The following is a 20328-nucleotide window of genomic DNA, read 5'->3' on the forward strand; positions in this document are numbered from 1 at the left end:
ACTACAACAAGCCCGCCCGCTGTAGGAGTTCGATGGTGCCTTGGAGGTCGGCAAGATCTCCAAGGTCGATATTGGGGGGGTTAATATCCTCGATGGGCAACTGCTCCTCGGGGGCAGCAATCCCCTCAACCAAGGGATACTCCTTAGTTTCCTCCGCAAAGAAGTTTTGGGCCGTATCGCTGAGGAGAAATTCGACGAACCGCTCAGCACCGGTGCGGTTGGCGGCGGTGTTGATGATCGCCACCCCAGCGATGTTGATCAAGGAGCCCACATTCCCTCGAGTGTAGTGGTGGGCTACGGGGAAGTTGGGATCCTCAGCAAGGAAGCGATAGAGGTAGTAGTTGTTGGTTAGACCCAGTTCGACCTCACCGCGTCCCACTGCTTCGACGATGGTGCTGTTGTTGCGGTAGACGACGGTGCCATTGGCTTTCATAGCCTCTAGCCACTCCAGGGTGCGGTCATTTCCCTCCAACAACCGCATGGCGGTGACGAAGGATTGGAAGGAACCGTTGGTGGGAGCCCAGCCTACCTTGCCGCGCCATTGGGCTTCCGTCAACGCCCACATAGAGCTGGGAAGCTCGTTTGCTTGGACCATATTCGTGTTGTAGGCGATGACTCGAGCCCGTCCGGTGATTCCAATCCACTGAGCGGAATTGGAGCGGAACCGCCGGTCTACACGGGCAATCAGGCGAGCCGGAATCGTGCGGGTGCGGCGAGCATCGGCAAGGGCTCCCAGGGCTCCGGCGTCTTGACCAAAGTAGATGTCGGCGGGACTGTTGCGGCCTTCTTCAATGATGGCGATCGCAAGTTCAGCGGTGTCACCGTAGCGGACCCGGATATCCAAGCCCAATTCCTGTTCTGCCTGCTCGATCAGGGGACCAATCAGAGATTCCCCGCGTCCCGAGTAGATGGTGAGGGTATTGGACTGGGCGTTGCTGGTAAAGGTTAAACCCGCACCCATACTGAGGGCGAGGGCGGCGGCCCCAGCCAGAAAATACCGACGCTTAACCATGGATAATTGCTCTCCTAAATCGAACTCAAATTAAATTTGGACTGCGAACCTCTGTCACAATACACCTGTGGCAGTTATCAAGAACTATTCGCAATACTCTAGAGGTGAATATAACACTGGAGCTGATCCCAGACAAGAAGGATTCCCGATAAACTAGTGCTCCGTTTGTCCCTATGGGCGCAATGGCTCCGACCGGCCAAAGGCCATCGCTATCTGCCAAATCAGTTTCTAGAGCAAGTCTTTAGCCCTCTGTAGGCGATCTCGAAGGGGTAATCACAGGCGCTATCCTTTCTCCTTCAGAACCTCACTTTTCAGCGCTGGTAACGTAACTAGCATGGGTGAATAGGGTCACTAACAGGGTGAATCGGGCTGGGGTCATTCCCTTTACATCGCCATTCCCCAGTCGGTCAGCCTGCCTCCAGAGCTGTCGAGGGCATGGTTTTACCCTGAGGGTAAATAAGACTAATTAGCGTGGGTTCGGGTCCATGGCGTACTATGAATTTGTTAGCTTACTAAAAACTATTAGCAATATTTTGGGATGACCCTCGAGTGCGATCCGATCGGCAAGGCTGCCCCTTTTCTGCAAGGCTTCTATCACCCCAGGTTGAATTCTGCCCCTCTTGGTGAGCCGGATGCTGATCTTGTCGTTGCCTCAGGTGATAGCCAAATTGGGGAGCAGCCGAGATCTCAGCCAGAGTCTTGCCTTCAGGATTCTAGAGAAAGGCCCCAGCCTTCTCGCCCTCGCTCTGTGGCGACAGCCTCAGTCACCCAAAAACGCCGTCCCTGGAACCGGGGCGGGATCAAGATGGGGAGTATGCTGCTGGTATCGGTGCTGCTCCATGGCATTGTCTTGTCGTTGCCCATGGTGGAAACCGCTCCCCCGGACGAGGTTGTCGTCGAAGAAGAAGCGGTGGTAGATGTGATGGATGTGGCGGTTTTGCCTGTCCCTAGGGAGCTGCCCCAGCCGGATCTGGCTGAAGAGGTTTCGCCCCCGACGCCATCAGATCCTCCAGCCCCCAAGCCCCAAGCTCCAGTGAGACCGGAGGCCACCGCTCCAGCCCCCTCTGCTCCCTCTGCACCTGAGGCACAGGCAGACGCAGAGGATGCTCAGAATCCCGATCCGGTGCCCCCTGACCCGATCGCCGAATCGCTCCCTGACCCTGACCCTCAACGTGTTGGAGGGCTAACGCTGCCGTCGGGGGGAGAAATGGTGAATGACCCGACGGATATTCTGTCGGGAGCGCACTTGGACCGCTATCGCCGGGATGGAAATACGGATCCGAATATTGAGGGGCAGTTTCTCGTGGCGTTAGCGGCGAATGAAGATCCACGGGATGTAGTGGAGCACTTTGCTAATGAACTCGGCATTACAGACTCGATTCCTAGAGGGGCACGCCAGACACGAGATAATCTGCCTCAGTCATACCGCTTCAAGGTCACGACGACGACGGGGGAAGAGAGATTATTGACGCTGGATCCGGTGCGCAATCGCAATCAGGTTCTCATCACGATTTGGCGCGAATTCCCGCTGTAGCGCTGTAATGGGCACTCGGTTTCTGAACAGAGGTACTATAAAAATACGGAGTTCTCAATCTCCATCGCCCGTATTCCTTCAGGATTGCTCCATCCATGGCTCGCCGTAACGCCGACTCCAACGACCGTCTAGAAGCCGCCCAGCGTCTCGGAGAATTGGGGGAAGCATTGGTCGCGGATTGGCTGCGGCAGCAGGGTTGGCGCGTAGTCGCCCAGCGCTGGCATTGCCGCTGGGGAGAATTGGACATTATTGCGATGGCCTTTGGCCGGTCGGAGACCATCGCGTCCGATCCCGATCCTAATCTTGCCTTTGTAGAGGTTAAAAGTCGCCGTCAAGGTAGCCTGGACCGCATAGGCAGACTAGCAATTACCCCGCAGAAGCAGCAAAAGCTCTGGCGTAGTGCCGAGGTCTTTTTGGCTCAGATGCCCCAATATGCCGAATTGCCCTGTCGGTTTGATGTGGCCCTGGTGGAGCAAGGCCCACTAGGGCGATCCACTGGGTTAATGCAACGTGCGATCGCAGATGGAGGCTATACCCTGACGTTGGTAGACTACATCGTCAACGCCTTTGATGGGAGTTAGGCTGGTAGTTAGGGACTTGCGTCTAAATAAAGTACCGGAAGCGTTGATCACTGTAGGGTGCATAGCGCTAAGGCGCGGCTTCGCCTTTTATGTCGCTTGCGAAACGCGCAGCAATGCACCAATAGGCAAGGTGGCAATGGGTACCTTAATTTTCCTGCAAGTCCCTTAGTATCTAACGCTCCGTAAGCTGAGTTAGCAGGTGGTTAGATCGGGTCACAAAGGACTTCATCCCCTCAGCGTCAAAGCCCTTCTGGGCCATCAACGCCAGATCGTAGACATGCTGGCAAATCAGCGTCGCCATTTCCCCAGCAGGAGAGCTAGAACCATCCGCTTGGACAATACTGCTTTGACTCAGGCCCACCAGATTTTGAATCATAGGATGGGCCGTATTCACCAACAGCACATGGGCTTCGGGAAACTCCATTGTCTGTTGCTGCATCATGGCCATCATTTCTTGCATTCGGCGAGTGGCTTCCGGCAAGAGCACCATGGCGGGGGGCGTATCCGGGCTGTCTGCCTTTAGAGCCTCGGTACGGATATTGACCTGGGGCTTGTTCAGCGCCTTTTCAAACAGCGCCTTGATCTGGTCGCTGCGGGTCTGGTTAGTGGTAGGGTCAACGATCTCGCTGGGCTTTTCCTTGTCCAGTAGCGTGTCATCTAGATCCGCATCCACCCGAGAGAACTTGACATCGGTATACTCCTGCTCCAGGAAAGAGACAAAGTGGGTATCGATGAAGGTATCGAGGAACAGCACCTCTAGCCCCTGGGATTCGTGTAGGGCAATGTAGGTTGCCTGGGAAACAGCATCGGTGGCGTAGAACACGCGGTTTTCGTGGTGTTCTTGATTACGCTCCAAATACTCCTTCAGGGTGGTGTAGGAATAGCCATCGGCATCTGTGGCGGATTCGGGCGGGTGCTCTACTTGAGACCAAGCATCTTCACCGTCGGCCTGCACCTCCACCTTGGCAGCGTCGCTGTCACTGGCGGACCCCAACTTAGCCGTAGTGCGGAAGATGACAAAATCCTTGACCTGTTCTTTGAACTTATCGTCGTTGAGGGAGCCAAACTTGATGAAGGTACCCAGGTCTTGCCAGGAAGCAATGTATTTAGCCCGGTCTTCTCGATACAGTCCCTTGAGGCTATCTCCCACCTTGCGGGCGATATAGTCGGCGATCTTACGAACGGTGCGGTCGTTCTGCAAAAAACTGCGGGACACGTTGAGGGGAATATCGGTACTATCGATCACCCCCCGCAGCGGCATCAGGAAGCGAGGAATGACTTCCTCGCAGTTATCACTGACAAAGACCTGATTGCAGAAAAGCTTGATGTGGCTCTTAGTGACATCAATATCCGGCTTCAGCTTAGGGAAATAGAGAATGCCATTGACCACAAAGGGATAGTCTGTGTTCAAATGCACCCACAGCAAGGGTTCTTCCTGGAAGGGGTAGAGGTAGCGGTAGAACTCCAGGTAGTCCTCGTCCGAAAGGCTGTTGGGAGGCTGCTTCCAAGGCGCTTCGTGTTTGTTGATGACCTCATCGTCTAGCTTGATGGGGACGGGCATGAAGTCACAGTAGGTTTTCACCAACTGCTGAACACGGGCTGTTTCTAGGTACTCATGCTCCTCCTCCAGCAGATGCAGTGTGATGGTGGTGCCGACGGTGGCGCGTTCGGAGGGGGAGAGTTCAAATTCTGTGGTACCGTCGCAACTCCAGTGGACAGCCTCTGCACCCGCCTGGTAGGAGAGGGTGTCGATCTCCACTTGGCTGGACACCATGAAGGAGGAGTAAAAGCCTAGGCCGAAGTGACCGATGATATTGGCGTCGCCGCTATCTTTAAATTTAGTGATGAATTCTTCGGCGCTGGAGAAGGCAACTTGGTTGATGTACTTTTTGACCTCTTCGGCGGTCATGCCCAAGCCCGTATCAGAAATACTGAGGGTTTTGGCCTCTTTGTCGATGGCGATGGTGATTTCTGGGTTGCTAACATCACCTGAATATTCGCCGGAACGGGTCAGGAGGGAGAGTTTTTGGATGGCGTCTACGGCATTGGACACCAACTCTCTGAGAAAAATTTCGTGCTCTGAGTAGAGCCACTTTTTGATGATGGGGAAAATATTCTCAGTATGAATACTGATGTTGCCCTTTTCCAGAATCGTTGCCATAGTCAAGACCCGTGCATAAACTGTGCGCTTGTCAGCTCTATGCTCGACGATCAATGGGGGTTCCTACAATAGAAGAACCTAGGCTTGGCAGGTGCGGTTTACCCCACCCTGCCATTTGATTCTAGGATCCGTAAACCCCGGCACAGATATCCTGAAGATGGGGATAGAGGGGGTTGCTTGCCTCTGCGTCCCGCAGAGGGGTTTGCTGGGTTTGGCTCTGGAGGGGCTGATCCGCCGTATCTAGGAAGGTCATTTGCTCTACGGCGTAGCTGAGGGCTTCGCAGTTGGCAATGTAGTCGAAAACTCCGGCAGCGGTGCCGTTGTCGCTGATGGGGGTGCGGCGCGACAGTAGGGTGAAGCGGACGATATCCCCTTCGCGATTAATGCTGGGGTTGAGCCACCATTGCTGGTCGATAGTACTGCCCTGACTATTCTCGAAGGTGTTGGTGTAGAGGTAGATCCAGTCTTGGTAGGGATCTTGATTCTGGGCCAACTGGTTTGAAGCCAACTGGCTTGGAGCCAACTGAGGCGTGCTTAGACCTCCACTGAGGGCGGTGCCCAAGGTTAGGGCAATGGCTGTAGTGGCAGCGGCGGAAAACATGGCGATCGCTCCAGTGATGACGGGGGACGAAATTATAGATATAGGCCCGAAGGCTATTCCCCTATGTCCTCCCTATCCTCAATGGTGCTCTCTTAACCGGAAGAAAAGGGAGGGGGACTGACACTGCTTAGATTGGCATAAGGTATCAGCTACTGGGGCGGTTCTAAGCAATATGACCTAGAATTACGGCGTTTAGACCAGGGACGCCCCCACCATGACTTCACCGTTGCCCCAACGCCCCCGTCGCTCCGTTTCGGTAGTCCTCTCTTGTGCTTGGGTCTTGATTTTGCCCTGGGGCGTGCGCCCCGCGATGGTCTCCGACTGGCCCTTGGCCCTGGCAGTTTCCCCAACTGCTGTCAATGCTGCCAATCCTTCTGGCACGAGCCCCGCCCTATCTGAGCCCCAGGATGCGGGCAGATCGGCTCAAGACAACCATCGCGGTCTGCAATTAGCCCAGGTGGTAGAAGGCTCCGTGCTCTATTTCCGCACTCCCAACTACACGATGCATGTGTTTCGGGACGGGGATGTGAACCGCATGAACGTGTTTAACAATGCCACGGGAGTGCTGTTACAGCGGAATGCGATCGCAACTCTGGAGTTCATTGATAATTTCAGCGTCTTTTCCAGTCAAGGTACCCGCAATGGTGAGCGCGTTATCTATCGAGCTGTGGTCAGCAGCAATGACGATATCCTGAATCTGCAAATCTTCGATTTTTTCGGACGGAAGATTCTAGAAGAGCCGGGGCTGGGAGATGCCCTGATTAACCTCACCTCGGAACAGCGCCCGGTTCATCAAGCTGCCGGTACGATTCTGGCCTTTGATACGAATACCTATTCGACCCGTGTGTTTCAGCGGCAAGGCAACGACCAGTATTTGATGAACGTGTACAACCGCCTCTCTGGGGCCAGCGAACAAAATGGGATTTCTGCCATCCTCTCGCCCCCTGTACCGCCCTATGATCGCCAGGTCAGCTATGTCAGCCGGGGCACCTACAACGGTGTTCCCGCCCAGTTTTTCACCCGCATTGATGGCACCGGACAAACGGCCCTGGAGATTATCAGCAACAGCGGTCAGCGGTTGTTATTAGAACCGGGGGTGGGGCCGGTCACCGTGAATATCCCGTCTGGGGATCTTCCCCAAGGGATAGGCCAGATTGAGGCTCCGACCAGTGTCTATGTAGCGGCTGTATTTGGCGATAGCGCCACCCTATCTCAGATTCGACGCCTCTATCCCGATGCCTTTCTGGAAAATTCCCATCTGGGATCCTTTATTAATACGGGAACCTTTAACAACCGGAACCTAGCCCAGTCTCGGGTGCTGGAGTTGCGGGGCCGGGGCTACAATTCCCGCCTCGTGTATCGCAGTGTCCAATATCGCTAGGGGAAGTGGAGTGCAGCGCTAGCGTAACCCAACGCAGCCCACTGTTCTTGATGCTCTGGTCGATTTTGACTCCTAAACTCGAAACAGAGGCGTTCGATTAAGATGCGATTATCCTGACTCAGATGGCTATGGTCAAACGCTTTGCAGGGCCTCCAAAAATCCGGAGTCAGGGTCATATACCTTGACTTCAAATTGGCCTTCTTCATCATAAAAATCGCCGAGTGCTTGACGAGTCATCTCATCAGCCTCTGCTGGTTTTATAAAGCGTTTACCCACAACAGCCTGTAACCGCTCCCAGTCGTTGTAAAAGTACTCCTGTAGCAACGGCATAATCTTCCGGTACCAGGCAAAGTGAAGAGTTTCAAGGCTATCGATGTCCATCAGGTAACTATGGCCAATCTGATAGTCCCGCCCCAGCAGCACTGTAATCCTTCGGTTGAGTCGATCTAGCAAGACCCCCAGGTCAACTCCTTCCACCGTCTCCAACAGGGAAGGATTAGGCATTTGCTCCACGAACGTGAACCGCCGCCTTAGAGCTATGTCCAGCAGGGCAATGGAGCGGTCAGCGGTATTCATCGTACCCAAAATCAACAGGTTTTCTGGAACACCGAAAGTTTCCTTAGAATACGGGAGTTGAACGGAGATTTCGTGTTCCTTATCCAACCGTTTGTCATCCTCAATCAAGGTGATGAGTTCCCCAAACACTTTGGCAATGTTGGCGCGGTTAATTTCGTCAATCACCAGTAGATACTCATGGTCTGGGTCATTCTGAGCGCGACGGCAGATCTCTTTGAAGATGCCATCTACCACCTCATATCGAACCTGGCCATCTTCAGTAACTGGCTTCAGCCCTTCTACAAACTCCTCGTAAGCAAAAGACTGGTGAAAGGTCACGAAGCGCATATAGTCTGAGATGTCTGGGGTTGATTCCTCCGGGTGTTTCAGCTCATCGAGGACGTTCGCTAACTTGACTTCGACGTAGCCTTCTCCGTCTTCGGTTAGACGCCACTCGCTCTGCTCCGTTTTTTCAAACAAGTAGGGAGGCTGCCGGTTTTTATACTTAACCGTCTGCACTGAGATATCCGTATGGATCTGAAGCATGGCCCAAATCTGGTTATTCAGCTTCTTGGTCTTGGTAAATGCCCAAAAGTCATTTACCAAAGGGTCTTCGGCAATTTCAGGCACTTTGAACAGGTTTTTTTGCGATCGCTTCAGGTACATCGCCAGCGCAATCACGTCATGCCAGGTTAGGGGCCGAATCAGATCTCGCCGCCGCTGCTCTGGTGAAAGCGGAGTACTCAACTGCTCTTTCAAATAAAAATCTGAAAACTTGTTCACGGCAAAGGTTTTGCCGGTTCCTGGTGGGCCATACAAAATCAGATTGCGGGTCTTTTCAGCCAAAGTCGTGAGCTGAACAACTTCCTCGGGTAGGACTACTTGATCTTCATCCGTATGGGCGGGTTTGGCCGTGCGATCGCCTGGTGGAAAAGCGGTATAGAGAAACGCCATCATCTCATGGGTGTCCATCCCACCAAACTCTGACTGCTCTCGTAGGTAGGTCAGAAGCTGCCGATTTTTGGTGTGCAGACCGCCCTTGGGCTTTTGTCCAAAGACATTAAGAAAGTGAGCCAAATGGTAAGGGTTTGCAATTGGTAAAAATTTATCTGGGAAATATAGAGACAGAGGTTTTGATCTGAGGACGTTTCGATTAGGCCCAAGCCTGTTACTGCCTATAGAATCTAGCTGTTCAAATTGGTCATTAGCAGCAGCTTCAATCAATGCTAATAGGCCGTCTTTCAATTTTTGGAAAGCAGCTTCTGGTAAATCGCTATTAAGCGACTTATTCCATTTCCATTCCTGATCGCCTTTACTCCAGTAAATACCCCATTTTTGAGCTGCTCCTCCTGTCACACCACCTAAAGCATTAGTTTTGAACTCAATCCACCAGCAAAAACTGTCAGACTTGCCGATCGCATATTCCTCAAGGGACAGCTCATGGAGTTTTTCGATGGGAAACCGTTTTTCGAAGGCTTCACGAATGTCAGCTAAATGAGAGGGCATTATTTTGGAGTTCTTCTGAAGCCAGTTTTCTAGCTCAACCCGCCAGTCTTTGACTTGTGCTTGACTACTCATATGCTCCCTCCAGAATTTGCCTGAGTTCTGCCATCAATACTTGTTTTTCCCCTCTTGCCGTCAGATCTCGCAGCAGGTTTACCGTGACAGCCCGAATTTCTCCCTGCCTTCCCGCTAGCTCAAACCGAGACCGGACTGGGCCTGCCATCTCCACTGTTTGAGGATACATCAGCGTGGCTTGGGGAGTACTAAACCCGTTAAGGTAGGCATACATCTGGTAAAAATCGGCTTCCGCGATACCGAGCTTTCGATCCCCTGGTTCAAGCTGCTTGTACTTGAAGTCCATCAGTAAGGGATAGTGGGTACCCTGCCGAAACACTAGGTCAGGTTTCAGCTTAAAGACTCGCTTGCCGCGAAGTCGGGCTAGATAAAAAGCAGCGTTTCGCCCCTGAGGAAGTAATTGGCAACTCTGAAGTGCTTCAGGCAAGATATCCCTTCGATGCTGTTTCATAAAGCCGGTCAAAAACCCTTCAAAAAGCTGGTTCATATCAAAGACGAAGGCAAATGCTGTCTGATCGCTGACGGAAAGTTCGAGGCCCAACTTCTCCAGAAATAGACGGGCCAGGTTCAGGAGTGGCTCGTACTGCTGATTGAGGCGCGTTAGGGCGATGCCCTGAGCCATCTGAGGGGTCACCACCGGCAGGAGTGCGACTCCATCCATCCAGTAGCGCAGTTCTGAGAGCATTTGGCGGTTTTGGCTATTCCGAGTGAGTTGCCATAGCTTCTCCACCACATAGCGAAATACCCGGTTCAAGGGGTTGTCTTCCGTAAATTCGTCATAGGTAACGGCAAATAGATGCTTTTGCTCGGGTCGGTGCATCTGAGCAGACAGCCGCCATTTCCCTTTCAACATGGGTAATACAGCATCAATGGGTTCATAGGTGCGGGCGGTTCCCTGCCACCACTGGCGCTTTAGATTGAGGGCGAACAGGTAGATCAGCACCTCAAACCAGTTCTGGACGCTGTTTAGGGATGCCAGGTTGACTTCGCGAATTCCCAAATGCCCAGCATAGTCGAGCATCAGCAGGAGGTTGCGAGTCGCTTCTTGCTCACTTTGCTGCCGGTCGCTAGAACGGTGAAATTTAGGCAGAATTTGAATCGTGCGCTGGCCTAAACGCAAAATCCCGACAAACTGCCTCGCTTGAAAGTGGGTTCTTCCTTGGCGGATAACAGGTTTGAGGATTTCGATGCCACTGGTACGGGAGAGTTTGCTCAGAAGGCGGATTTCGCGATCGCTGAGGGCATCAGTCTCCTCATACTCAAATAGCGTGAGGACATTGGTTGTTGATGGTCCCACTTGAATGGGCATACACAGGTCTCAGGCACGGATGACTCCATTAAGATGCCCAAATGCTTGGCGAATTTTCGGGATGAAATGTGAAGTGGACCCAATGTTCGGACAGATATATCAGGAAACTAAGCTCTGATGCTGCTTAGCGGGTAGTTGTGGTCCCGGCACTGGTCTCCAAAGAGGTGATGGACACCTGAAAGGTTCATCTTGAAAAGGTTCTAGCTGATTTGTCGTAAACAGCCTGAAACGCATGTCTGGTGGGGCTTCTAGAGGTGCATCACCCGTTAACAGTCCAGTGCTGTGGTCCCTCAAGCACTTGGAGCAATTGGGGAACGGCGACTTCGTTGCCAAGCTGCCCTAATGCCTGGATGGCACTGGATTGTACAGCCAGGTTTGAGTCTGCTAGGGCTGCTAACAGCAATGGGGTAACTGCTTCGAATTGCCTCATTATCGTTGAAAATGGTTTGAATTTCCCTGAACCCATGCTGTAAAGGATATGGGCTGCGTGTTGCGAAATCACTATCTTGGCTGACATAAATGTCGTGATTTTCTGTCATTCTAGTGGTTCTCACTGACGTGAAATACTTTGAGATGGCTGCAACGCTTATTCAGCAAGGCTTTTGCTGTACTACATCGGCTCAGGAGCTGATATATATAGTGCTTTCAGCATAGCCGTCTCTAAGTTGCAAATAGCCCTTATACCTTTCCTAAATTCCTAACTTATTGCTGTTCGCCCGATCGCAAAAATTCCCGCACCGCAATCTCGCAATCGGGAAACGCTAGGGGTGCGATCGCATCTCTCTCATAGAGTTTCTGCTCCATCCCATAGCCCCCTGCCTCCGGATGCCGAAACACGTACAGACAGCGCTCCTGTACATCTAAAATCCAGTATTCGGCAATGCCCGATCGCCCATACAACGGCACCTTGAGATCACGGTCTCGCCGCAGCGTACTGTCCGCCACCTCAATCAGCCAAAAGATTTCCCCCGGCGTGGGGTGATGGTCTTCATAGTCCAGCGGATTGATGTGAACAACCGCCACATCGGGTTCCGGCTCAGAAAGGTCGCTAAGCTGCACCGGGTCTTGAAACCGCAGCAGCGCCCGCCCTGCCAACAGCCGCGACAGCACCCGATCAATGCGTGTGACCGCTGCACTGTGAGCCGTTCCCTTAGCTGCCATTGCATAGAGCTGTCCTTCGATTAATTCCACCCGTTCGTCTGCTGCCAAAATCCCCGCTTCTACCATGCGGTGGTAGTCTTGCACACTCAGCGATCGCAGGTCTGTAGCAACAGTCATAGGACAGTCATAGGGATGAATGGGGGTGACGCCTGCTCCTATTGTGGCACAGGGGTCTTGTCTGACTTAATCCCACCAGTAGGAGACAACGATCGCATCTCGATCCAGGTCAGACTGCTTGCTCCACAGGCCATCCTTCAACCGCAGCGACAGGTAGTTCCTAAACTTCCAGTCCTCCTCCTCTTCGAGGGAGCCATCAAAAGCATAGACCTCATCGGCCTTCCACTTTTTGCCCAACTCCATCAGTTGCGCCACGATTGCATCCTGGTTCTCGGTCAAAATGTAGAGCGTATCCGCTGGGTACTGCACAAAGTGGATGATGCTGGTGTCTGGCATGGGGCGGTAATTGGCCATCGCCAGTAGCGTATCCACCACACCGTTGAAGCTCAGCCCGTGTTTGTCGGGCGCAAAGACAGGCTTGGTAAACAAAAAGCTTTCCCACAGGTCAGGATGGTTTGCCAAATCGGTAATCACCTGCGGCCCGTCGAACAGGTTGAACTGTCGTTGCCACACCAAGGCGGCAAACAGCTCTTGCGGTGCGTAGGTTTCTGCTAAATGTTGTACTTTGGTCAGGTCAAGCATGGGGACACCTTGAACTAGACAAGTCTGCGTTGAGCCTGTTTCGGTCTTGCCACCATACCTCTAAACCTTGTGCAGGCTCTTGCCATGCCTCCCCTCGACATGCGCAACGAGTGATCCCCAATGAGTCTAGATCCCGTATTAACTCCCATCTCTTAGCTCCCATAAATATGGCGTAGCAAGCCCCGGTCCCCCAGCAGCGCGTCTTCCATCAGGTCAAAGCTCCAACGGTAGAGGGGTTGCTTGCCCTGGGCAACCCGGTGGCAAGTGTGGATCTGGTCTAGGAGGCTGGCGGCGGTGGTGGCATCCTGGAGAAATCCCTGACCCATGGGATGCTCCCACTGGGAGAGGAAAGCGGTAATGCCGTCGCAGTCCACATCTGAGCGGGGAGATCTCGATTTGCCAGGGCGGTAGAGGGTGTCATCGCCGGGGGGAGTCATCGCCTTCAGGGCAGAGGCACTGAGGGCTTGCCAGTGATCCGCCAATAGCGACACCAGTTGACCCAGGTGGGGAGCTTTTCCCGGTGCCAAGCTTAGGCTCCCCAATTGGGGGCTATCCCCCTGGGCCAGCAAGAAATCGGACAGATCATGGCAAAAGGGATGCAACACCTCCCGCTCCACCACGGTCCCCAGGATTTTTCCAGCGGGGGAATAGTCTGCCTGGGCCGGATCTCGGCTTTCCCTGGCAATCAGTTGGACCTGTTTATAGGCGCTATAGAGATCGGTTTGGCTCTGGGGTTGCAGACAAAACCAAAGGCTATCCCCCACCCGCGATCGCACCGATTGCTTCAGCGCCTTGGGATCGATAGCGGCGGCATCCGGCGGCAGGTGCTCTTGGAGGGTAGCAATGTGGGCTTCCTGACTCTGGATCGCCGTAGCCTGGGTTTGGCTTGCCTGACGTAGGGAGTGAAATTCCTGCTGCTGCTCCGCCGAAAGCTGGCTGAGCTTCTGCTCCAACAGCGCCACCTGCTGAGTGAGGGTGGCGATATGGCCATCCTTTTCCGCCAGCAGTTCATCCTTTTCCACCAGTAATCGAGCCTGGTGGCGACGTTCCAGGGCTCCCATCCCAGCATGGATCAGATTGAAATAGTAGGCTTCCCCCACATCCACCGGGCGGGGGGGCTGACCGGGTAGGTGGAGATAGCCCTGACGCTCTGGCAACATCACCACCAGGGTTTGCCCTTCGGGGTTATCAATGTGCAGTTCCCGCACCTCGCCCTGGCGGGCAATTCGAGCCCGGTAGGGACGGCGACTATAGAAAAATTCCACCTCGGCCAAAGGCAGAAGCGGGACATCCAAGGGGGGAGACGGTTGACCTTCTGTGGTGCTGGGCTCCAGGTTGGGACGGTCAGCCTCTGATCTGCCCTCGGGGTAAACGGGTCGGGCCGCTTCCGCGACGGTGGAACCTCCTGGAACGGTCGCAGGGCTGGGGGGCGCGGACTTGGGGGTAGGCGGTTGGATCTGGGGCAGTTTCAGGGTGACGGCGGGGGGCACCGGGGCAGCGGCGGCGCGACTGGGGCCGGTGGTCGGATCCCAGGGATCTGAGGTATTCGGGGAATTCGAGGCATCTGAGGAATCCGACGGATCCGGCGGCACAGAAACTGGGCGAACCCCGACGAGTTCCAGTTGTAGGGTGCGATTGCCCTGCCATTCATTCAGCTTTAGCTTGTAGGCAATATCCAGGGGACTGGGTAGAGGGCAGTGGTGGCCCCAGCGCCAAGCGATGGCCTCTAGGGGTGCTCCACCCTCCTGGGCCACCGTCAGCTTCAGGTGGGCGCGGGTTTTACCCATGGCCTTTTGCTCCAGTACCCGCACGTTCGGCGTCCAGAACACCGGGTCGGGGTTGTCCATCCCGCAGGGGTGGAGGGTATCGGCCTGCTCGTAGAGATCCAGGGTCACCTCCGCCAGGTGGGCCTGTCCATCCACCGTGACTAGGGGCTTTAGGTGCTCCAGCGCCAAAACTTGATTGGCGTAGTTCACTAGGCGAGACTTGACTTGGCGCAGATGCTTACTGGGAAAGCTAAAGCCCCCCGCTGCTCGGTGGCCACCGAATTTAGTCAGCAGGTCGTGGCAGGCTTGGAGCCCGTCAAAGACGTTGAATTCAGGGATGCTGCGGGCGGAGCCGCGAATCTCCTTCTGGTCGTCGTCTTCGTAGGTGCCGATGAAGACGGGGACGCCGTAGCGCTCCACCAATCGTGAGGCCACAATGCCGATGACGCCGTGGTGCCAGCCCGGTTGAATGACGAGAAGAATGCGATCGCGCTTCAAATTCACCGCCCCGTCCGCCTGTTGGGCCTCACAGTAGGCAACCGCCTCTTCCTCAATGCGATCGCACATTTCCCGACGACTCTGGTTGGCTTGCTCACACTGCATCGCCCGCTCCAGCGCCAGCCCCACATCATCCGTCGTCAGCATCTCAATCACAATCTGGGGATCGCTGATGCGCCCCACCGCGTTGATGCGTGGCCCCAGACGAAAGCCAATATCCTCCGGCTTCAGGGTCTTGCCCTGATCACTCAACCCCGCCACCTGGATCAGAGCCTGCACCCCAATGATGCGAGATTTGGGCAACAGCCCCAGCCCCCGCTTCACCCAGCGGCGGTTCACCCCCGTCAGCGGAGCCAAGTCCGCGATCGTCCCCAGGGTAAACAGTTCCAACAGAGGAGCCGTCAGATCTTGCGTCCGCCCCAAGGTTTGGGCCAGACAAATGGCCAGAATATAGGCCACCCCCACCCCCGCCACCCCGCGATAGGGGGAAGCAGGATCAATCAGCTTCGGATTCAGAATGGCATTGGCCGGGGGAATCTCCGGTGGCACATCATGGTGGTCAGTAACGATCACCGCCAGCCCCAACTCCCGCGCATAGGCAATGGGCTCCACCGCTGCGATGCCATTGTCCACCGTGAGAATGATACTGATACCCTCAGCGTAGAAATCCGCCACGATGCGACTGTTGATGCCATAGCCCTCCTGCATCCGGCTGGGGATGGCGTAGGTGACATCGGCCCCCAGAAACCGCAACGCTCGCAATAGCAGCGCCGTGCTGGTCATGCCATCGGCGTCATAGTCGCCGCAAATTGCAATTTTTTGTCCCGTTTCAATCGCCTCCAGCAGGAGAGCCACACTGACAGCGAGATCGGGAAATTCATCCAGAGGAGAGGGCAACAGCAGAGTTTCCGGCTGGAGAAATGCCTGGGCGGCTGCCGGCGTCTCAATACCTCGATTTAGCAGCACCTGCCCCAGCAGGGGGGACAACCCGGTGGCCTGACTCAACCCCTGGGCCTCTGCGGGGCGGCTGGGATAAATCCGCCAGCGCTGATCCGGCATGGAAAGCTTGGCCCCAGTCTCAGAGTATTCCATCTAAAAAATCATCTCGTGGGTCGATTAAGCCTGCTGCCTGAGGGACTGCATCCCCTGGATCGTTGATGACAATAACGATCCAGATGAACAAGTATTGAGTTGGAAGCCTCTTAGGTCAATGAGGCGGAGTCTGATTTGCCCGAATTGACTCCCCTGCCAAGGCCATCACCCCATGGGATACCCGTCAGATCGCTTGCACTAATTACCTAATTACTTGCCCTAATATATCGCCTCTGCTAGAAACGGAGCACCTAGGGCAAGGGTCAGGTAGGGCACGGTATGGGGAGGCCGAACAGGATAGAATTAGAGACTGCGATTGCTTGTCTCTGCTCAAGCCATCAGCCCACTGTTGTCTTGGATATGTCCCCTATGATCCGCGAAGTTTTCATGCCCGCCCTCAGCTCTACCATGACGGAAGGCAAGATTGTCTCCTGGGTAAAGGCTCCCGGTGACAAGATAGATAAGGGAGAAACCGTCGTCATCGTTGAGTCGGATAAGGCAGACATGGATGTGGAATCCTTCTACGAGGGATTCTTGGCGGCCATTGTGGTAGAAGCTGGGGACGTGGCTCCGGTGGGACATGCGATCGCACTTTTAGCCGAAACCGAAGCCGAAATTGAGGCCGCCAAAGCCCAAGCCGCCAGCGTTAGCAGTGGCGCAGCAGCAGCGCCCGCCGCCCCATCCACCCCCACCGCGACCACTGCCACTACTGCCGACCCCGTCGCCACCGCACCCCAAAACGGATCGGTCCAAGCCAACCGCCCCAGTGGCCGAGTCGTGGTTTCCCCCCGCGCCCGCAAGCTCGCCAAAGAACTCAAGGTAGACCTAGCCACAGTGCAAGGTAGCGGTCCCCACGGTCGGGTTGTGGCCGAGGATATCGAGCGAGCCGCTGGCAAGCCCCCGACAGCGGCAGCCCCCGTTCCACCGACCCCCGTTCCACCAACCCCTGTTGCACCCACCCAAAGCCCTACCCCCACTGCCCCAACACCCGCCGCTGCCACCGCCACCCCTGGCCAAGTGGTTCCCTTCAACACCCTGCAACAGGCGGTGATCCGCAACATGGTGGCCAGCCTAGCGGTGCCCACCTTCCACGTTGGCTACACCATCACCACCGACGCCCTAGACCAGCTCTACAAGCAGATCAAGTCCAAGGGGGTCACCATGACCGCCCTCCTAGCCAAGGCCATCGCCGTCACCCTCAAGCAGCATCCCCTTCTCAACGCCAGCTACACCGACCAAGGCATCCAGTACAACGGCAGCATTAACGTTTCCATCGCTGTGGCCATGGATGGTGGCGGATTAATTACCCCAGTCCTACAGGGGGCCGACCAAATGGACATCTATTCCCTATCCCGCACCTGGAAGGATCTAGTTAATCGCTCCCGCACCAAGCAATTGCAGCCAGATGAATACACCACCGGCACCTTTACCCTGTCAAATCTAGGTATGTTTGGGGTCGATAAATTTGATGCCATTCTGCCTCCTGGCCAGGGCTCCATTCTGGCCATTGGAGCTTCTCGCCCCGCCCTCGTAGCCACCCCCGATGGCATGATGGGCGTTAAACGTCAGATGCAGGTCAACATCACCTGCGACCACCGCGTCATCTACGGCGCAGATGCCGCCGCCTTCCTGCAAGCCCTAGCTCAACTGATTGAAACCAATCCCCAATCGCTGACCCTATAGTCAGCATCCCTGATATAGCGATTCTGCATGAGCTTTGAGCAAGCGTTTTGTTCCGTGGGTTATGCTTCGCTTCACCCACGCTACGAAGATCTTCAAAAATCAAGTGGGATTGCTATGTAACCACCACCCACAAAACCCACAAAAAAGGATCGAGCATAACGCTCGATCCTTTTTTGCGTCAATTTTAGGTGAGAAGCTGCTTGACTAAACAGCTCAGGCGAAAGTCCTACCAAGAAGACCGACGATAGCCGCCGCCATCACCACCACCATTGCGACCGCCACCGCTGCGAGCGTCCTCACGAGGACGGGCTTTGTTGACCCGCATATCTCGGCCCATCCACTCAGCGCCATCCAGCGCTTCAATGGCTTTATCTTCCTCGGCTTCCGCCTGCATGTCCACGAAGGCAAAGCCTCGGGGACGTCCAGTTTCGCGATCAGTGGGCAGGCTTACCCGGCTCACTTCACCGTACTCCTTGAAAACCTGCTCTAGGTCTTCGCGAGTCACATCGTAGGACAAATTTCCAACATATATAGACATGAGATTCATCTCCTTATTCAACAGTCAACGGGACGTGTAGCGTGGTTAAACGGAGATGAACCTGTAACTGAAATCGACATTGAAACTGAAACAAGTCTTGCTCTACCGAAAACTAGCTTTTAATACGCTAGCATTCCTGATCAAAATTGGCGACACCTGTTTGCAGTCCCCCATAGCCCTCCACTCGGGCTGATAACTGAGGAACCATTACAGAACTTAATCCTCAGATTTTGTAGGGGTGTTACAGTCAGAGAGCAAGCACAACAGGCACTCTGTTAATGACTTACCAAAATCGTCTGCATCCTTGGTGCATCGTACGTCAGTTGCCCAAAATGCAGAAGGTGGTGGTGGATCGGTTCCGCCGTCATCAAGAGGCCGACTCTCGCGCTACGACGCTACGGCGACTTACCCCTAACGCCACCTTTGTGGTTCTGTTTGATCCTACGCCAGCAGCGATACCCGCTGAGCCCACCGTTCCAGCAGTACCAGCAGTATAGTACGCCCAGCCTGACACCAGAGCATTAAGGTTTCACAAGCTAGTCTGGCTGAACAACTGCCAGAACGCTCCATAACTTTATACCCTCCAAATAAATAACCCAGGATACAAATCTCTTGTATCCTGGGTTATTTATTTGGAGGGTGAGGACGCTAACGGGATGTTTTATTCCTGGGAATACGCTAAGTCTTGGGCAACTTGTAGCGGCTGACGATACGTTTGGCAAACTCCGGCACATGGGCCGCTAGCTTTTCGGGATAGTTGCGGCGGGTGTAGAGATAGTTGCGGGTGAAGTGAGAGTCAATGGAAAAGCGGGCATATTCTAAGCCCTTAGGCCCCAAGACCTTATCAATCACGATACCTAGAAGCTTCGCAGCCCACATGGGCAGGGTGACTCCCTTGTCGTAGGCGGCAATACTCTGCTGAACGGCATCGACGCGATTGCCCTGGGAGGCAACGGGCTGGGTATCGAGCTGATCCATCACGGTTTCCAGCATGGCTTGACCCCGATCATTCCGCACCACGATCCACTGCCAACCAAAGGGAGCTCCCATATAGCCCACTACCAGATCTGCCAGCCCATTCACATAGTCAAAGCAGCTCATGCAGGAGGGGGCAAAAACATCCTTGAGTTCACGGGTGTTGAGGCCAAAGAAGGGCACGGTTTCCGTGGAGCCATCTTCATGTTTGAAATGGACTCGAAAATCCTGCATGAACTCGTAGTGGACTACGGTTTCTGGAGAGCGACTGGTGGTGTCAAGGAACTTTTGCAACCCGGCACGGGTGACGTTATCTACGCAGGGGGTGCCCAGGACGTAGAGTTGCTCTAGCCCCAGTTGAGATTCCACCGCCCGCAGTGCCTGGATCTGGCAGCCAACGCCGATTACCAGCAGTCGTTTCATTCCCGACTGGGCCACCTGCTCCAGCACCGACAGATTGGGAGAGAGGGTAGGTTTATTCACCCGCGCCGCCAGAATCTCCTCTGGAGTGCGGGCAATAATGGGCATGGGCTGAAAGCGATCGCGATCGGTATTCTGCACACAGACCACTCCCTCCACTAGGCCCCGATTCAGCATTTCGATGGCAATAGTGCTGACAATGCCGGTCCACTGGGCTCCCTCAATGGGCTCCTGCTTGCGGGCCGCCATCATGTCTTGGTGTACCCCAAAGTAGCAATCGTCCTCGCTCTCCAGATCCCGGCTGCGTCCGTGGGTTTGGGTTTCCAGGGTCGGGAACTGCTGATTCAGAAAGGCGCAGGCGTCTTTAACGTAGTGGATGTAATAGGTATCGCAGAGACCACACTCGCTACAGAGATCCTTGGCGGGGCGACGGGCTCCGGGGCGCAGAGCTTTCGCTTTTTGATGGGGCGGCGGGGCCAGAGTCATAGATTAACTGTGGTTAAAATCCGTAAATCATCACATAACCACCATACCCCAGGGGTTTCTCCTCAGCGCAGTGGCGGTAAATGTAACAAAGTACTGCAATGAGCCTGTCATTCCGAGGGCAGAGAGGAATCTCGGTCTTGCTCGTAGACTGAGATATAGGGCAACCACCCTTCGACCCGCTCAGGACAGGATTACCCGGCACTGGGTAGGGCGGGTTTTGAGCTTCCCATTTGGGATCTCCCCGTAGACACGAGCCAAACCCGCCCCTACGAGATTTACCCCAATACCCCAATACCCC

General features: G+C 54.7%; 16 protein-coding genes. 5 read left to right on the forward strand and 11 right to left on the reverse strand.

Translation table 11 applies throughout. The features are described from left to right. Window position 1 precedes the first annotated feature (1 nt). Entirely contained in the window at window positions 2–1012 is a 1011-nt protein-coding gene (locus LEP6406_RS0210620; protein WP_008314359.1) for an iron ABC transporter substrate-binding protein, read from the reverse strand. A 748-nt stretch (window positions 1013–1760) separates the two neighbouring features. Here LEP6406_RS0210620 and LEP6406_RS0210625 point away from each other — a divergent pair. Continuing rightward, a complete protein-coding gene (locus LEP6406_RS0210625) occupies window positions 1761–2546 on the forward strand; it encodes a hypothetical protein (RefSeq protein ID WP_155834672.1) in 786 nt (261 codons plus the stop codon). Between the two features lie 95 nt (window positions 2547–2641). Then, complete coding sequence (locus tag LEP6406_RS0210630; protein WP_008314355.1) at window positions 2642–3127, forward strand: YraN family protein; 486 nt, start codon at window positions 2642–2644, stop codon at window positions 3125–3127. 172 nt (window positions 3128–3299) lie between these two features. On the opposite strand, the gene htpG is transcribed toward LEP6406_RS0210630, so the two are convergent. Together htpG and LEP6406_RS0210640 are read right to left on the reverse strand one after the other, a co-directional pair. Then, window positions 3300–5288: a molecular chaperone HtpG gene (htpG, locus tag LEP6406_RS0210635; protein ID WP_008310359.1), complete on the reverse strand. Its 1989-nt coding sequence runs from the start codon at window positions 5286–5288 to the stop codon at window positions 3300–3302. A 121-nt stretch (window positions 5289–5409) separates the two neighbouring features. Next, window positions 5410–5889: a hypothetical protein gene (locus tag LEP6406_RS0210640; RefSeq protein WP_008310360.1), complete on the reverse strand. Its 480-nt coding sequence runs from the start codon at window positions 5887–5889 to the stop codon at window positions 5410–5412. A gap of 214 nt (window positions 5890–6103) precedes the next feature. Between LEP6406_RS0210640 and LEP6406_RS0210645 the strand changes: the two genes are divergently transcribed. Next, on the forward strand, window positions 6104–7270 hold the full coding sequence (locus tag LEP6406_RS0210645) for a hypothetical protein (protein ID WP_008310361.1): 1167 nt from the start codon (window positions 6104–6106) through the stop codon (window positions 7268–7270). A 132-nt stretch (window positions 7271–7402) separates the two neighbouring features. Here the strand turns inward: LEP6406_RS0210645 and LEP6406_RS30210 are convergent, their stop codons facing one another. The 6 genes from LEP6406_RS30210 to recJ form a co-directional block, all read right to left on the reverse strand. Next, on the reverse strand, window positions 7403–9403 hold the full coding sequence (locus LEP6406_RS30210) for an McrB family protein (protein WP_008310364.1): 2001 nt from the start codon (window positions 9401–9403) through the stop codon (window positions 7403–7405). Then, entirely contained in the window at window positions 9396–10712 is a 1317-nt protein-coding gene (locus LEP6406_RS0210655) for an McrC family protein (protein WP_008310365.1), read from the reverse strand. Before LEP6406_RS0210655 ends, LEP6406_RS30210 begins: the two co-directional genes overlap by 8 nt. A gap of 259 nt (window positions 10713–10971) precedes the next feature. Next, window positions 10972–11229 (reverse strand): HEAT repeat domain-containing protein, encoded by a 258-nt coding sequence (locus tag LEP6406_RS0210660; protein ID WP_027269036.1) that lies wholly within the window; start codon window positions 11227–11229, stop codon window positions 10972–10974. Between the two features lie 185 nt (window positions 11230–11414). Continuing rightward, window positions 11415–11990, reverse strand: coding sequence for a Uma2 family endonuclease (locus LEP6406_RS0210665; protein ID WP_008310366.1), 576 nt, complete (start codon window positions 11988–11990; stop codon window positions 11415–11417). 66 nt (window positions 11991–12056) lie between these two features. Further along, the gene (locus LEP6406_RS0210670) at window positions 12057–12572 is read right to left on the reverse strand and encodes a hypothetical protein (protein ID WP_008310367.1); all 516 of its coding nucleotides are present in this window, start codon (window positions 12570–12572) and stop codon (window positions 12057–12059) included. Between the two features lie 152 nt (window positions 12573–12724). Next, window positions 12725–15928, reverse strand: coding sequence for a single-stranded-DNA-specific exonuclease RecJ (gene recJ, locus LEP6406_RS34755; protein ID WP_008310368.1), 3204 nt, complete (start codon window positions 15926–15928; stop codon window positions 12725–12727). A 369-nt stretch (window positions 15929–16297) separates the two neighbouring features. Here recJ and LEP6406_RS0210680 point away from each other — a divergent pair, with 369 nt between their 5' ends. Continuing rightward, window positions 16298–17611: a dihydrolipoamide acetyltransferase family protein gene (locus tag LEP6406_RS0210680; protein ID WP_008310369.1), complete on the forward strand. Its 1314-nt coding sequence runs from the start codon at window positions 16298–16300 to the stop codon at window positions 17609–17611. Between the two features lie 226 nt (window positions 17612–17837). Here LEP6406_RS0210680 and LEP6406_RS0210685 read toward each other — a convergent pair whose 3' ends face one another. Continuing rightward, the gene (locus tag LEP6406_RS0210685) at window positions 17838–18149 is read right to left on the reverse strand and encodes an RNA recognition motif domain-containing protein (protein ID WP_008310370.1); all 312 of its coding nucleotides are present in this window, start codon (window positions 18147–18149) and stop codon (window positions 17838–17840) included. A 278-nt stretch (window positions 18150–18427) separates the two neighbouring features. On the opposite strand from LEP6406_RS0210685, the gene LEP6406_RS31105 reads away from it, so the two are divergent. Then, complete coding sequence (locus tag LEP6406_RS31105; protein ID WP_008310372.1) at window positions 18428–18646, forward strand: hypothetical protein; 219 nt, start codon at window positions 18428–18430, stop codon at window positions 18644–18646. A gap of 181 nt (window positions 18647–18827) precedes the next feature. Here the strand turns inward: LEP6406_RS31105 and LEP6406_RS0210690 are convergent, their stop codons facing one another. Continuing rightward, the gene (locus tag LEP6406_RS0210690) at window positions 18828–20030 is read right to left on the reverse strand and encodes a Coenzyme F420 hydrogenase/dehydrogenase, beta subunit C-terminal domain (protein ID WP_008310376.1); all 1203 of its coding nucleotides are present in this window, start codon (window positions 20028–20030) and stop codon (window positions 18828–18830) included. Window positions 20031–20328: the final 298 nt, after the last annotated feature.

The organism is Leptolyngbya sp. PCC 6406, from assembly GCF_000332095.2.
Taxonomy (GTDB): Bacteria; Cyanobacteriota; Cyanobacteriia; order Phormidesmidales; family Phormidesmidaceae; genus PCC-6406.